General features: G+C 63.0%; 13 protein-coding genes. 8 read left to right on the top strand and 5 right to left on the bottom strand.

What is annotated here, in order from left to right; all coding sequences use genetic code 11:
- A partial coding sequence (locus VEK15_22185) for a DUF4143 domain-containing protein (protein ID HXV63426.1) occupies window positions 1-386 on the top strand: 386 nt, incomplete at its 5' end.
- A 415-nt stretch (window positions 387-801) separates the two neighbouring features.
- Here VEK15_22185 and VEK15_22190 read toward each other — a convergent pair.
- Window positions 802-987, bottom strand: coding sequence for a hypothetical protein (locus VEK15_22190; GenBank protein HXV63427.1), 186 nt, complete (start codon window positions 985-987; stop codon window positions 802-804).
- 400 nt (window positions 988-1387) lie between these two features.
- On the opposite strand from VEK15_22190, the gene VEK15_22195 reads away from it, so the two are divergent.
- On the top strand, window positions 1388-1669 hold the full coding sequence (locus tag VEK15_22195) for a hypothetical protein (GenBank protein HXV63428.1): 282 nt from the start codon (window positions 1388-1390) through the stop codon (window positions 1667-1669).
- Between the two features lie 150 nt (window positions 1670-1819).
- On the opposite strand, the gene VEK15_22200 is transcribed toward VEK15_22195, so the two are convergent.
- From VEK15_22200 to VEK15_22215, 4 genes are all read right to left on the bottom strand, one after another.
- A complete protein-coding gene (locus VEK15_22200) occupies window positions 1820-3652 on the bottom strand; it encodes a DUF885 family protein (GenBank protein HXV63429.1) in 1833 nt (610 codons plus the stop codon).
- A gap of 133 nt (window positions 3653-3785) precedes the next feature.
- Window positions 3786-5690, bottom strand: coding sequence for a phosphoglycerate dehydrogenase (gene serA, locus VEK15_22205; protein ID HXV63430.1), 1905 nt, complete (start codon window positions 5688-5690; stop codon window positions 3786-3788).
- Window positions 5687-7558, bottom strand: coding sequence for a prolyl oligopeptidase family serine peptidase (locus tag VEK15_22210; protein ID HXV63431.1), 1872 nt, complete (start codon window positions 7556-7558; stop codon window positions 5687-5689). Before VEK15_22210 ends, serA begins: the two co-directional genes overlap by 4 nt.
- A 3-nt stretch (window positions 7559-7561) precedes the next feature.
- Window positions 7562-8323 carry a shikimate kinase gene (locus VEK15_22215; protein ID HXV63432.1) on the bottom strand — a complete coding sequence of 254 codons (762 nt, stop codon included), beginning with the start codon at window positions 8321-8323 and terminating at the stop codon, window positions 7562-7564.
- A gap of 79 nt (window positions 8324-8402) precedes the next feature.
- Between VEK15_22215 and boxC the strand changes: the two genes are divergently transcribed.
- The 6 genes from boxC to VEK15_22245 form a co-directional block, all read left to right on the top strand.
- Window positions 8403-10040, top strand: coding sequence for a 2,3-epoxybenzoyl-CoA dihydrolase (gene boxC / locus VEK15_22220; protein ID HXV63433.1), 1638 nt, complete (start codon window positions 8403-8405; stop codon window positions 10038-10040).
- Window positions 10041-10043: 3 nt separating this feature from the next.
- Window positions 10044-11453 (top strand): benzoyl-CoA 2,3-epoxidase subunit BoxB, encoded by a 1410-nt coding sequence (boxB, locus tag VEK15_22225; protein ID HXV63434.1) that lies wholly within the window; start codon window positions 10044-10046, stop codon window positions 11451-11453.
- A 2-nt stretch (window positions 11454-11455) separates the two neighbouring features.
- Window positions 11456-12238 (top strand): enoyl-CoA hydratase/isomerase family protein, encoded by a 783-nt coding sequence (locus tag VEK15_22230; GenBank protein HXV63435.1) that lies wholly within the window; start codon window positions 11456-11458, stop codon window positions 12236-12238.
- Between the two features lie 2 nt (window positions 12239-12240).
- On the top strand, window positions 12241-13398 hold the full coding sequence (locus VEK15_22235) for an acetyl-CoA C-acetyltransferase (protein HXV63436.1): 1158 nt from the start codon (window positions 12241-12243) through the stop codon (window positions 13396-13398).
- A 7-nt stretch (window positions 13399-13405) separates the two neighbouring features.
- Entirely contained in the window at window positions 13406-14179 is a 774-nt protein-coding gene (locus VEK15_22240) for an enoyl-CoA hydratase-related protein (GenBank protein HXV63437.1), read from the top strand.
- 92 nt (window positions 14180-14271) lie between these two features.
- Window positions 14272-14446 (top strand): antitoxin VapB family protein (locus VEK15_22245; GenBank protein ID HXV63438.1); only part of this gene is annotated, 175 nt, incomplete at its 3' end.

Here is a 14446-nt window from a genome sequence, read left to right on the forward strand (position 1 = left end):
ATGGGCTGAGTCTCACTCGGCTGCAAGAACGACGCGAGGCCACGGGACCATTTCTCGAGAACTTCGTCGCCATGGAGCTTCGCAAGCAGTCAACCTGGAGCGAGCGCCGGGTCTCGGTGTTTCACTTCCGCGCGCTCAAGGGCGACGAAGTGGATCTCGTGCTCGAGGATGCGGCGGGCGAGGTCGTCGGCATCGAGGTGAAAGCCGGCGCCTCGGTGACCTCATCCGATTTCAAGGGACTCCGATTCATGAAAGATGCATTAGGCGTGCGCTTCCGTCGCGGCATCGTCCTGTATATGGGCGAACAGTCGGTGCCGTTCGGAGAGAAGCTCGTAGCGCTTCCGGTGAACGCGCTGTGGGAGGTTTCCGCGAAACCGAAACGGTGAGCTGAATCGAGCTACGTACGTCGGCTTTTCGCGACGCCGAGCTCGATTTCGCGCGATTTGCGATCGTAGCTTGCCGCTGAGCGCGCGAGTCGTTCTGTCCTCTTCCCGAAACGTTATGAGTACGACGTCGAAACGATCTACGCCCCAGTCGATGCCGCTTTCCGGAAACCGCGAGCTCATCACCCAGCAGCGCATCGACCTGCTCTTGTCGTGGCGGAATTCGGGTTTTCACGTTCACAACCGAACCACCGTCTATCCCTCCGACTCCGAGGGGCTCCACAAGCTTGCCTGCTATTCCATGCGGCCCCCGGTGAACCTCTCCTGCCTTCGCTACCACCGGGACTCCCAGCACTTCCTCTACCAGCCCAAAGCAGGACAAGTGGAGCTCGCATCCCTCTCTGTTTGCAGCTCAGCGTCAACAACCGTTCCGCACCACATGTGTCGCACTGATCCGGGCGAAACCTGATTCCGCGACGCCACAATCAAGGTAGCGGGCCACCACGGTGTCGACGAACCCACGCCAGAAGCCGTACTTTTTCTCGAAGCGGTCCTCCCACAGACCTTTGACCTGCTCGTAGTAGGTCTCGAGCAGCTGGTACAAGGCAGTCGCGCGGACGTTTCGAGGACGGTAAAGAGAAGGATAGCCACCCTCGGAAGCAAGCGGGGGACAAGCCGCTGCAGTGCCCACAGCATCTCCGACGAAATCCCGAGCCATAGTCCTCCTCATCGGCTGGTCGAGCCTGTCGAATGGCGGTGGGACACGCGAGCGCGGCTCGCTCGAGCCCTCCTGATCAACCCCGTGAGCCGGGCCGAGCTCGTCCTGGGCAAGCGGCCGCCGTCGTCCTGTTCACGGTCGTCGCCCTCGTCGAAACCCTTACGGAGACAACGTCCACGAGAGCTTCGCTTTTCGTCCGGAGGACTTCTTCTCGGTGACGCTGGATGCCACTCGAGGTGTTAGCCAAGGGGTGCGCCGATGAGACCGAATCCGTGCACTTCGGCTCATGGTCTTGGTGAAGTCACCGCCACCCGCGCCGGAGATTCACCAAGGGCATCAAGGGCTGTTTTCCCGGTTTTTGGCGGTGGACGAGGACCTCATCGTGTACAAGGTCGTTGCCTTCCGACCGCAAGACATTGACGATGCGGAGAAGCTCCTCGACCTTCACACAAGGTCCATCCGGATCCCGAGGGTGCGCCGACTCGTTCACCAATTCTGTGAAGTCCTCGAGGACACCGCGCGGCTCGAGACTCTCGATCGCCTTCTGCGACAACGGGCGCTGACCTGACCGAGTTCACCCTGCCCTGAGCGAAAGATACAAGGGCGAGTGGGTCGTGTCGCGCCGCACGGATGGCCGGCCTCAAGGTAGCCGCGACGGCGATGACGAGCACGATCCCGGTTCCGGCCAGGAATGCGGCGTTGATCAGGGGCTCGGTCCCTAGGGTTGCTCCAGCGGATTTCCAGCGAACCGCCAACTGGTCTGATAGTCACGAGTGAGCGGCTGGCGGGTCAAGCGCGCGCGAACCATCTCCACCGGCATGCGTCCTCCGAGCAGCACACCGTCGTGGAACTCCGTCGCGGTCATGCGGCCAGATTCCACCAATTCTTGGTACAGGGCCCGGAATTGGAGGCCGCCGGTCAGATAAGCGAGCTGGTAAAGGGGCGCGTCGATGGTCGTGCGTCGTACCTCGGCTTCGGCGTTGGCGCGTTCGTGCCCCACCCGGTCGACGAGAAAGTCCACCGCCTCCTGTGGTGACCACCTTCCGAGCTGGAAGTTCAGTGAGAACACGATCCGAGCCGCCCGGTGGAGTCGCCAGAACAGCATGCCGATCTTGTCCTCGGGCCCTCTCGGAAAGTTCTCGTCCCACAGGAGCAGCTCCCAGTAGAGCGCCCACCCCTCGCCCCAGAACGGCGTGCGCATCAACGCGCCGCGATGCGAGTTGAAGCGGTTGGACATGAATCCCTGGAGGTGATGGCCGGGAATCAGCTCGTGGTGAACTGTCGCGAAGTTGAAGTGGGGCGTGTTGCCCCGCATGCTCATGAGCTTGTCGTCATGGCGCATCCCATCGGTGGGGTAAGACACCCGCGTCACCTCTCCGCCGGAGAAGAACGGATTACGGAGCTGTCGCTCGGGAGTCTGCATCGAAAGGCGCCACACCTCCTTGGCAAGAGGCGGCACGGTGATCGCTCGCATCCGGTCAACGAAGTCTTCCGAGTAGTCTGCGATCTCGAAGATGGCCCATGGCTTCTCGCCGGGTGGCGGCGCCAGCTCCTTCACGTGCTCCAGAGCCGCCTTCCAGTCGTCGGCGAAGTCCATTTCGTCCGACACGATCCGGAACTGCTCCTCGGTCCACTCGAACTCTCGCTCGCCGATCGCGATGAGCTCTTCTGGAGTGTAGGGAATCATCTCCACGGCCAAATCCGCGCGGAGGCCGTCGGCCATTACCGGATCGCCGATAATAGGTGCGACCTCGTCGGGACGGATTCCCACCAGGTGCGTCTGGATGGCTTCAACGTAGGCCGCGAGAGCGTCGTCCAGACGACCACCGGGCTCCCGGTTCCACCAGGTGAAGAGCGGGTCATATCCCTCATAGAAGCCTTCCCAGTCGGCCAGGACCTCTCGGAGGTGCTCGACGTGGCGCGCGGCGCGATTCGCGACCGCTCCGGTGATTCCGGGGCGGGACACAACGCCTCCGGCCGCCCGCGCCTCGTCGGCGAGCTCCCGCGTCAAGCGCGCGACCTCGTCCGCCACCGCATCCAGCGTCGTCGCCGCCGCGCGTGGCTCGACTCGCCGCCGATCGTGCCGATCTTCCTGAAAGGTCCTGAGCTGTGCCGCGAACAGAAGCAACGGGGCCATCTCCTCCCATCGTCTCTGGTCCAGATCCAGCATTTCCTGGTCATACGTCACGCGATTCCTCAACAAGATGTAATCGATCTGACCCTCGTGATTGAGGTCGGCGAAGTCGACCCCCGCCAGCTGCCGCTGCCAGCCCGTGTGGAAACGTCGGAGCCTTTCGTGCCGTACCGGGGAGTACTCGACCGGGTAGCGTCGCAATAGGGCCGCTCGGTCCTCCAGGTATCGATTCACCGCGTTTCGCAGGTCGCTCTCTCCTCGCGCGAACCGAACGAGCGAGGAAAGGTTCGGGGGGTCGTCGGCCCAGCCCGTATCGGCTGCCGACCGAGCGCTCTGCTCGGCAAGGGCCACCGGGAGCACCAGTAGCGTTACGGTACCGAGAATGCTCCAAGCTACCAGGGAATGAAGATGAGACATCAATAACCTCCTCTGGAAAAACCCTCGGACGGAACGCCGGGCGAACTTTGACCGCATCGTGGTCCGGAAGGAAATCAGGCTGTGGCATTCTACGGGAACCCGCACCTGCCAGCTACCAGCTCGAGATTGGGATTCAGTACAGCACTCTGAAGTGCACCGTGTGAGGGACGCTCTTCAGCTGCTGGACGATTTTGGCGTCGTATGTCTTGCTCACGTCGGTGATGACGTATCCCAGGCGTTCGTTGGTCTTCAGGTACTGGCCGAGGATGTTGATGTCGTTCTCCGCCATGACCCGGTTGATGGATGCGAGGACACCGGGCTCGTTGGCGTGGATATGAATGAATCGGTGCGCCCTCCGGAGCGCGGGTAATTGAACCACGGGGAAGTTGACGCTACCCACTGAGTTCCCTGAATTGATGAAGGAGATCAGCATGCCGGCGACGTGCTCGGCGATGTTTCGTTGCGCTTCCCGGGTGCTCCCACCGATGTGCGGCGTCAGAATGACGTTGGGCAGGCCACGCAAGGAAGAGGAGTACGACGTCCGATTCGCCGACGGCTCCTCGGGAAAGACGTCGACCGCGGCTCCGCCGAGCTTTCCGGACTCGAGTGCTTGGGCGAGAGCGTCGAGGTCGACGACGAACCCCCGGGACAGGTTCAAGAACAGAGCTCCGTCCCGCATCGTCCGGAACTCCTTGCTCCCAAAAAGATTGCGGTTGTGGGGATTTCCGTCGACATGCACCGAGACGATATCGACCCGCTTCAGTAGATCGGCGAGAGAGACGCATTTCCTGGCGTTTCCTAGGGGGAGCTTTTCCACGACGTCGTAGTAGTGCACCTCGAGACCGAGGGCCTCGGCGATGACCGAGAGCTGAGACCCGATGTTCCCATACCCCACGATGCCGAGCTTCTTGCCTCGCAGTTCGAAGGACCCTTCTGCGGTCTTCTCCCAGACACCCGAGTGAAGGAGCGTCGAGTGCACGAAGGCGCGGCGCGCAAGCATGAGCATTTCTCCAATCGCGAGCTCCACGACGCTTCGCGTATTCGCATAGGGCGCGTTGAAAACGATGACACCGTTGTCCGAGCAGGCGGCAAGGTCGATGTGGTTCGTGCCGATACAGAAAGCTCCGATACCTCGAAGGCCAGGAACCGATTCGACGACGCGTCGGGAGATGCGGGTGCCCGAGCGAATGCCCAGAAGCGTCGTTCCCTTCGCTTCACGAATGAGCTCCCCTTCCTCGAGACTCCCGGCGATGGTACGGACCGTGTACCCTTCCTTCTCGAAGTGCTCGGCGGCCGCCAGGTGGATCGTTTCGAGCAGCAGGACGCGGATGCGCGTCTTGGGATACGACACCGACATCGGAAACTGGTTGACATAGAGGAACTCGTCGAGGCTCGTCAGAACGTGATCCGCGCCTTCGACGACGGACTCACGGCGAACGTTCTCGGTGAGCGCGTAGAACCTCGACGCAAGCCCCGCCTCTTTGATTCTCATGTCGCTGTAGCCGTCGCCCAGCACATAGACTTCTCCCCCGAGCTGCAGCGTCCGGACGACCCGTGCCTTGCCATCCTGGTGGACGAGAGGGTTCTTCGAATCGAACCCGACGATGTATCCCTTGTCGTCGAAGACGAACGAGTTTGCAAAGAGTCGATCCCCGCTCAGGCCCATGCCCTCGATGACCGGCAGGATCACCTCACGAAAGCCGTTGGAAAGCACGTAGATTCGGCGGTTGAGTTTCTTGAAGAACTGCCGATTCCTCTTTACCGAAGGAGTCAGCGAGCGCTTGAGAACGTGAACCAGGCTTCGAAGGTGTTTCTGGTGAGCGGCCAGGATCTCGATCCGGCGGGTGATTCCTTCGGCCATCGACATCTGTCCCGTCGCCGTCAGCTCGGTGATGCGCTCCACCTCCTGGAGGCGCTCGACGCGTTCGGGATGGTTCCTCAGAGAGATACGCGCTAACTCGGGGAATGACTCCACCTGAACGAGAGTGCTATCGAAGTCGAAGATGATGTAGGGGCCGTGCGAGTCTGGCTTCGTCACAAATAGATTTCCAGGAACTCGAGGATTTTTTCCACGTAGGCCCAGGCTGCCTCGGGATAGAGATCGTGGCGGTAAGCTCCCCTGACCTCCTCGCCGCGGAACACGAAATCGAGCAGCGGATAGTCGGGTCGTGCCCGTAGGGCCTGCAGAAAAGGCTCCTTGGAAGAGTAGGGCACGAGCGCATGAATTTCTCCATGAAATGAAAGCAACGGAGTCTTTACCGAGCCGACGCCCTGGATCGGGGACAGATCTCGGTACAGCTGCAGGTTTCCGCGAAGGGGCCCGAGCTCGCTTTCGAGATACCACCTTCCTTGGTCGCTCGTTTGTCGATAGAGCTTCTCCAGGTCGGGCATACCCCCCGTCTCGACGGCGCAGGCAAAGAAGTCGGGATAACGGACGATGGCGGCGAGCGCGAGAAACCCCCCATAGTGCACGCCCCAGATGCCGATACGGTCGCTGCGAATCTCGGGTCGAGCCGCCATCTGGCGTGTCCCGACAACCACGTCCTCCAGATCGCCGCGGCCCCAGTTCCCGTCGTTCAGCTTCTCGAACTCACGGCCGAAGCCGGACGCTCCTCGCACGTTGGGAGTGAATATCGCGTATCCCTTTTGTGCCAGGAGCTGCACGAAGGGGTACCATTTGTTCATCCACTGGGATTCGAGACCGCTGACGGGGCGAACCAGCAACTTCGCCGGGGTCTCCGCGCTCGCGGTCTCGGGAAGGTAGAGATAGCCGGTAATCTCCCGGTCGTCGAAGCTCCGATAGCGCACGAGCTCGGGCTTCACCGTCTTCCGGACGTCGACGTCGGGAGGCAATGTATCGCTGACCCGTTCTCGGCCGCCCTCGATCGAATAGGCCCATAGGTCTCTTGGATAGTTCCACGCCTCGAAGAGGCTCCATACGGCCGAGCCGTCGGGCCGCCACGCGGGCTGAGAGTGCACCCCCGCCCGCAGCGTCAGGGTTCTCTCTCGACTCGAGCCGAAGTCGTGGATCTTGAGCTTGACATCCCCCTGCTGATTCTCCAGATAGGCCAGCTTCTGCCCGTCCGGACTCCAGGCGGGCTCGGTCGTCTCGTACTCCGACGTGAGGACGGGAACGGGAGCTATGCCGTCTGGCTCGACCAGGAAGATAGTCTTGAGGCCGGTTTGGTCGGAAACGAACGCGACGCGCGAGCCGTCGGGTGAAAAGCGCGCCCCGAAACTGTCACCGGACCAGTCCTCCGGCGTGAGCGGGTGGACGGCACCGTCATCGAAGGTGACGAACCCCACCGTGCGGTCCTGGAATCGCCCGCCGTTGAGGGTGATGGCAATTCTCCTTCCATCGGGCGACCAGCGAGGATCTTCCTCATCGAACGGCTCGTTCGTGAGGCGGCGAGCGGCGCCACCCTGCGTGTCGACGACCCAGAGGTCCCATCCGGTGTCGGTCGTGCTCCCTCGCGACAAGAAGGCGACGTGCTTTCCATCCGGAGAGAACCTCGGCGTGCGATCTTCGCCATCGTGGCGCGTCAATTGGCGCGCGTGCTGCCCGTCCGGCTCCGATAGGTACACGTGCCAGCCGCCGTTCCGGTTCGAGACGAAAGTGATCGAGCGTCCGTCTGGCGACCAGTCGACGTCCCGCTCTCCCCATGATTTCTCGGTGGCGATGGGACTCCCGGGGGAGTCCCCATCCCCCAGCATCCAGATCGTTTCCTTGCCGAGAACCGACAGGCTCAGCGCGATTCGTTTTCCGTCGGGAGAGGCGGCGAAGTCGGAGATGAGCGGCGTTTGCAGGATGTGGGGAATAGTCAGCAGCGAGTCGGGCTCGATCTGCGCGGCAACCGTGCCCGACCTTGCCAGGAGAAGAAAACCGAGCAGGAATCGAGATGCCATGCGTCAGATTGTAACGCTCTCGGCTCGGACTCCCGTGCGTCGGAGCTCACCAGCGATCTCCCGGGCGGCGGCTTCGGGCGAGAGCTCGCTCGTGTCGAGGGCGACGTCGGCCTCCCGATAAAGCGGCTCCCGCTCGCGGAGCAAGGCATGGATCTCCGACAGGGGATCCGACCTCCCGGCCATCGGACGTCGATCCCCCTGCGCGATGACCCTTTTGAGATGGAGCTCGGGTCTGGCATGAAGCCACACCGTGACCGTATTCCCCTTGAGGAGGTCGAAAGTCGCACGCTCGGTCACGAGACCGCCACCGGTAGCGAGAATGAATGGCCTCTTCGCCGAGATGGCGCGGACCAACACTTCCCGCTCCAGCCGGCGGTAATAGCGCTCGCCGTGGAGTGCGAAGAGATCGTCGAGACTCAAACCGGCTTCCTCCTCGACGAGGGCATCGAGCTCGATGAAAGGGCACTGCAACTCGGCAGCCAGGTGGGGTCCGATGGTGCTCTTTCCCGCTCCGCGAAGGCCGATCAGGGACACGATTGGATTCTTTCCATTGACTCGGACCAGCTCGTGGAGCGGGACTCCGAGGGCTCGGGAAATGTCGTTCAGCCGCAGGATGGAGACGTTGCCACGGCCGGCCTCGAGCTGAGACAGGTAGCGCGGAGAGAGGCGCGCCGCCTGTGCCAGGCTCTGCTGGCTCAGGCCCCGGAGGGCGCGCTCCGCCCGGACCTTGCGTCCGAGCTCCCTAAGGAACCGCCGCTCGCTCATTGGTGTATTATAGTTCCGATCCAGTGGGACTTCCGGGTAGTATAATTCAACTTCGGTTCCTTCAGAAAGGGCGAGCTGAATGAAACCCATTTCTTTCGAGGCACATCCAAGCGACTACCGACACTGGCGCCTTTCGACCGACGGGCCGGTCGCCACGCTCGCGCTCGACGTGCGGGAAGATGCCGGGCTCGTCCCCGGCTATCAGCTCAAGCTGAACAGCTACGATCTGAGCGTCGACATCGAGCTTGCCGATGCCGTCGAGCGGCTTCGTTTCGAGCATCCGGAGGTCCGTACCGTCGTCATCACCAGCGCCAAGGATCGGGTCTTCTCCGCAGGGGCCAACATCTACATGTTGGGTAGCTCTTCCCACTCGTTCAAGGTCAACTTCTGCAAGTTCACCAACGAGACGCGACTCGCCATCGAGGAAGCGAGTCGTGAAAGCGGACAGACGTACCTCGCCGCGCTCAACGGAATTGCTTCGGGAGGGGGCTACGAGCTCGCTCTCGCGGCCGACGAGATCCTCCTGGTGGACGATGGCAATGCCGCGGTCGCGTTGCCCGAGGCCCCTCTGCTGGCCGTGCTACCCGGCACCGGCGGGCTCACGCGACTCGTCGACAAGCGAATGGTTCGCCGCGACCGCGCCGACGTCTTCTCGACGCTGGTCGAAGGGATCAAAGGCAAGAGGGCGCGGGAATGGAAGCTCGTGGACGAGATTGCCCCGCGCAGCAAGTTCGACGAGCTCGTGCGCCAACGAGCGGAAGCGCGGGCGGCGAGCTCGGCGCGGCGCGCCGACGGTCCAGGAATCACGTTGGCGCCTCTCGAGGCGGAGCGGAGCGAAACGTCGATCGATTATCGCACCGTGCGGGTGAGAATTCGTCCCGAGGCCCGTACCGCCGCAATCGAGGTTCGTGGTCCGGAGGGGCCATTGCCGGCGACTCCCGAGGCGATACGGGAATCGGGCGCGAGTTTCTGGCCTCTCGCCGTGGCGCGGGAGCTCGACGACGCTCTCCTCCACCTTCGTTTCCATCACGAGACCATCGGTTTGCTCCTGATCCGAACCGTGGGCGATGCGGAGGCGGTGCTGGCTTATGATCGCCTTCTCCACGAGCACGCATCGCATTGGCTGGTCAAGGAAGTCTTGTTGAAGCTGAGACGCACCTTCAAGCGGCTGGATCAGACGGCGCGGAGCGTCTTCGCGCTCATCGAGCCGGGATCCTGTTTCGTCGGATCCCTCCTCGAGCTGGCGCTCGCCGCCGATCGGAGCTATATGCTCGACGATCCGAGCAAAGAGATCCCCTTGGGACTCGGCCCTCTCAACGATCGCTGGTTCCCGATGGCCAACGGGCTAACCCGACTCGAGACCCGCTTCTGGGGAGACCCGGACGGGCTGGCGAGCGCCCGGACCGCGGAAGCCCCAATCGGTGCGGAGGAGGCACTCGATCTCGGGCTCGTCACATTCGCTCCCGACGAGCTCGATTGGGACGATGAGTTGCGCATCGCCTGCGAGGAGCGCGCCGGGTTCTCGCCCGACGCGATGACGGGAATGGAAGCCTCGCTTCGATTCGCCGGACCGGAGACGATGGAGACGAAGATCTTCGGGCGTCTCTCGGCCTGGCAGAACTGGATCTTTCAACGCCCGAACGCGGTCGGTGAAAAGGGGGCGTTGACACTCTACGGCAAGCAGAGCTTGCCGGAGTTCGACTGGAGGAGGACTTAGAGCATGGAGCTCGATGCCAAGATACCGAACAACGTCAACTTGACGACCGACCCCAAGCTGCGGCGGGCGCTCGAGAAGTGGCAGCCGCATTTCATCGATTGGTGGATGGAGATGGGGCCCGAGGGCTTTCAGCAGGACGAGGTCTACCTGCGCACCGCGGTCTCGGTCGAGCCCTCCGGATGGGCCCACTACGATTACGTGAAGATGCCCGATTATCGTTGGGGCATCTTTCTCGCGCCGGGCGTGCCCGATCGGCGGATCGGCTTCGGCGACAACGAAGGCCAGCCGGCGTGGCAGGAGGTTCCCGGAGAGTTTCGGACGCAACTGCGAAGGCTCATCGTCACGCAGGGCGACACCGAGCCGGCGAGCGTCGAGCAGCAAAGGCACCTGGGCAGGACGGCGCCGAGCATTTATGATTTGCGAAACCTCTTTCAAGTCAACGTCGAAGAGGGACGCCACCTCTGGGCGATGGTCTATCTGCTCCATTCCTACTTCGGCAGGGACGGCCGCGAGGAGGCGGAGGAGCTCCTCGAGCGTCGCAGCGGCGACGCCGACAAGCCACGGATTCTCGGCGCGTTCAACGAGCCCTGCGACGACTGGCTCAACTTCTACATGTTCACGATGTTCACCGACCGCGACGGCAAGTACCAGCTCCTGGCGCTGGCGGAGAGCGGCTTGGATCCCCTATCGCGGACGACGAAATTCATGCTGACCGAGGAAGCCTTTCACATGTCGGTCGGCGAGACCGGCGTCGCGCGCGTGGTGGAGCGAACCGCCGAGCTCATGCGAGAGCACAAGGACGACGACGTACGAAAGCACGGCGGGATCGATCTCCCCACGATTCAGAAATATCTGAACTTCTGGCTCAGCGCCTCCACCGATCTGTTCGGCGGCGAGATCTCCACCAACGCCGCCCAGTACTTCGCGGCCGGGCTCAAGGGCCGAAACCGTGAGGAGAGCTATTCCGATCACAAGGCGCTCGAGGGCGTTTATCACATGGTTGTTCCGAAGGGAGGCAAGCTCGTCAACGAGGAGATCCCCTTGCGCAACGCCATGAACGAGATTCTCAGAGACGACTATATCGCCGACTGCCAACGCGGGGTCGATCGTTGGAACAAGATTCTCGAAGAGGCCGGCCTCTCCGATCGACTGAGTCTTCCCAGTCGCCGATTCAACCGTCAGATCGGGATCTACTCCGGGATGCGCTTCGATCCTTCGGGCAAGCTGGTAACGGAAGAGACGTGGAATCGAGAACGAGACGAATGGCTGCCCACGAAGGAGGACCAGGAGTTCGTTCGCGGTCTGATGCATCCCGTCGAGGGAGCCCGGCAGGTGGCCGGCTGGATCGCTCCACCAGTCAAGGGGATCAAAGGCAAACCGGTCGAGTTCGAGTACGTGAGAAGGACGCACTAGCCATGGCTCTGGTCAACTACTCCAAGAACGATGGCCTCGCGGTGATGGAGCTCGACCATCCGCCAGCCAACACGTATAGCTACGAGATGATGCAAGAGCTCGACCGGGCGATCCTGGATGCGCGGATGGACGACACGGTTCACGTCCTCGTGCTGACCGGGGCGGGGGAGAAGTTCTTCTGTTCCGGGGCGGACATCGGGATGCTCAACGAGGTGACGCCCGAGTTCAAGTACTACTTCTGCCTCCACGCGAACGAGACCCTGGGCCGCCTCGAGACGACGCGCAAGCTCGTTATCGCGGCGCTGAACGGTCACACCGTGGGCGGCGGCCTCGAAGTGGCTCTGGCTTGCGACCTGAGAGTGGCGAAGAAGGGCACCGCCAAGATCGGCCTGCCCGAGGTGCAGCTGGGTGTTCTACCCGGCACCGGTGGGACGCAACGCCTCGCTCGGCTCCTCGGCCGCGCCCGGGCCCTCGAGCTCATGGTTACGGGAAAGCTCCTCGGTTTCGAGGACGCCGCGGGCCTGGGGCTCGTCAACGAGTTGTTCGATGCCGACGGATTTCGAGAGCGAGCTCTTCAATACGCGGCTCAATTCGTGCCGCCGAACCGGGCGGCCCGAGCCGTGGGCAGCATCAAGAGGGCCGTGTGCTCGGGCCTCGAGGCGCCGTTCTCCGAGGGACTCGCGCTCGAGCGAGAGCTCCAGCAACAGCTGTTCCTCTCGGAGGACGCGACGGAAGGAATCGCCGCGAACGTCGAGAAACGTAAAGCCAGCTTCCGGGGGCGTTGATCGTGCGGAAAGACATCGTCGTCGCCGGCGCCGTTCGAACCCCGATCGGAAAGTTCGGTGGTGCGCTCAAGTCTCTGAGCGCCGCCGAGCTCGGTACCGCCGCCGCTCGCGCGGCTCTCGACAGAAGCGCGGTGCCACCCGATGCGGTACACGAGCTCATCTTCGGAAACGCCCGTCAGGCCGGAGTCCGTCCCAACGTGGCGCGGCAGATCGCCTATCGCGCCGGTCTTCCCGAGAGCGTGCCCGCGTATACCATCAACAAAGCGTGCGGGTCGGGCCTGAAAGCCATCATCAATGCCTACGGCGCGATCGCGCTCGGCGACGCCGAGGTCGTTCTGGCTGGCGGAACCGAGAGCATGAGCAACACGCCCTACCTCCTCCTCGACGCCCGCTGGGGTCACAAGCTCGGCCATTCCGAGATCGTGGATGGGATGTACCGCGACGGCTTTCTCTGTCCCCTCTGCGAGCAGCTCATGGGTGAGACCGCGGAGAACCTGGCCGACGGTTACGGCATCCCGCGGGAGGAGTCCGACGCCTATGCGGTCGAGACTCAGCGTCGATGCGAGGCCGCGCGGCGCGCGGGTCGGTTCGACCACGAGATCGTTCCCCTCGACGAAACCGCAGTGGACGAGCACCCTCGCGACGGGGTCACGCTGGACGGTCTCCAAAAGCTTCCTCCGGTTTTCCGCAAGAACGGTACGGTCTCTGCCGGCAACTCGTCCGGGATCACCGACGGCGCCGCGGCCCTCGTGGTGCTGAACGAGGAGAGGGCGGCGGCCCTTTCGGTGGAGCCCATGGCACGAATCGTCGCCTATGCCTCGGCGGGAGTCGATCCCGCGGTGATGGGCATCGGCCCCGTTCCCGCCATCCGGAAGCTGCTCGAGAAGGCGGGCCTTGGCCTCGACGACATCGACCTCGTCGAGATCAACGAGGCGTTCGCCGCTCAAGTCATCGCCTGTCAACGCGAATTGAGAATCGACCCCGAGCGCCTGAACGTGAACGGCGGAGCGATCGCTCTCGGGCATCCCATCGGCGCCACGGGCACGCGAATCGTCGTGACGCTCATTCACGAGATGCGCAAACGAAAAGCCAAACGCGGCCTCGCGAGCCTCTGTATCAGTGGCGGCATGGGGCTCGCCCTTCTCCTCGAAGCACTCTAGGCACCTCGTGACTTGGGATCACATTCGACTCGAAGTCCATGACGCGATCGCGACCGTCACACTGGATCGCCCCGAAGCGCTGAACGCATTCACCGGTTCGATGCGCTCCGACCTCCTGGCCGCGATCCAGGAGGGTTCCGAGCGGGCACGGGCCCTCATCGTCACCGGGGCGGGGACGGCCTTCAGCGCGGGTGGAGACGTCAAGGTGATGGCGAACGCCCGTCCCGAGGACGTGGAGCCGCTCGTCGAGCAGGGAAAGAGGGTCGTGACGCTTCTGCAATCGCTTCCCATCCCGACCCTCGCGGCGGTGAACGGCGTCGCCGTCGGCGCGGGGCTCGGTCTCGCGCTCGCCTGCGACGTTCGCATGGCGGCTCGCACCGCACGGCTCGGGGCGAGCTTCGCTCGCGTCGGCCTTCATCCGGACTGGGGGGTGAGCTACTTCCTCACACGGATCGCGGGTCCGGCGGTGGCTCGAGATCTCGTCTTCTCCGGGCGGCTCGTCCCGGCGGAAGAGGCCCTTTCGCTCGGCATCGTCAACTGGGTCGTCCCGGCCGACGAGCTCCTGGCGCGAGCGCTTCAGAAGGCAAGGGAGTTTCGGGACGCGTCTCCGGTATCGATTCGCTGGGCCAAACAAACTCTTGCCCGCGCGGAGAATGCAACGCTCGAGGAAGTGCTCGAGCTCGAACAGCTCGCCCAGCTCGCCAGCTTTCGCTCCGAGGACGCCCGCGAGGGCCTGAACGCGCTTGTCGAGAAAAGGACTCCCAACTTCAAGGGCAGGTGAGCCTGTGCTGGAGCGTGGGTAGGATTGATTCAACATCAAGAGCCTGATTCGGTGGCTTGACAGCGCGTACGAGACAAGTGCACGATAAGTGCATGGCTGTCAAGACGATCACCATCGATCTCGAGGCATACGAGGTCCTCTCCCGGTACAAGACCCCCGGTAAATCCTTCTCGGAAGTGATCAAGGACGAGCTCGGGCGTCGGCGAACGGGTCGGGATCTTCGCCGCATCGTGGAGCGGCTTCGCATGAGTGAGGATGCACTCGATG

The organism is Vicinamibacteria bacterium (assembly GCA_035620555.1).
GTDB lineage: Bacteria > Acidobacteriota > Vicinamibacteria > Marinacidobacterales > SMYC01 > DASPGQ01.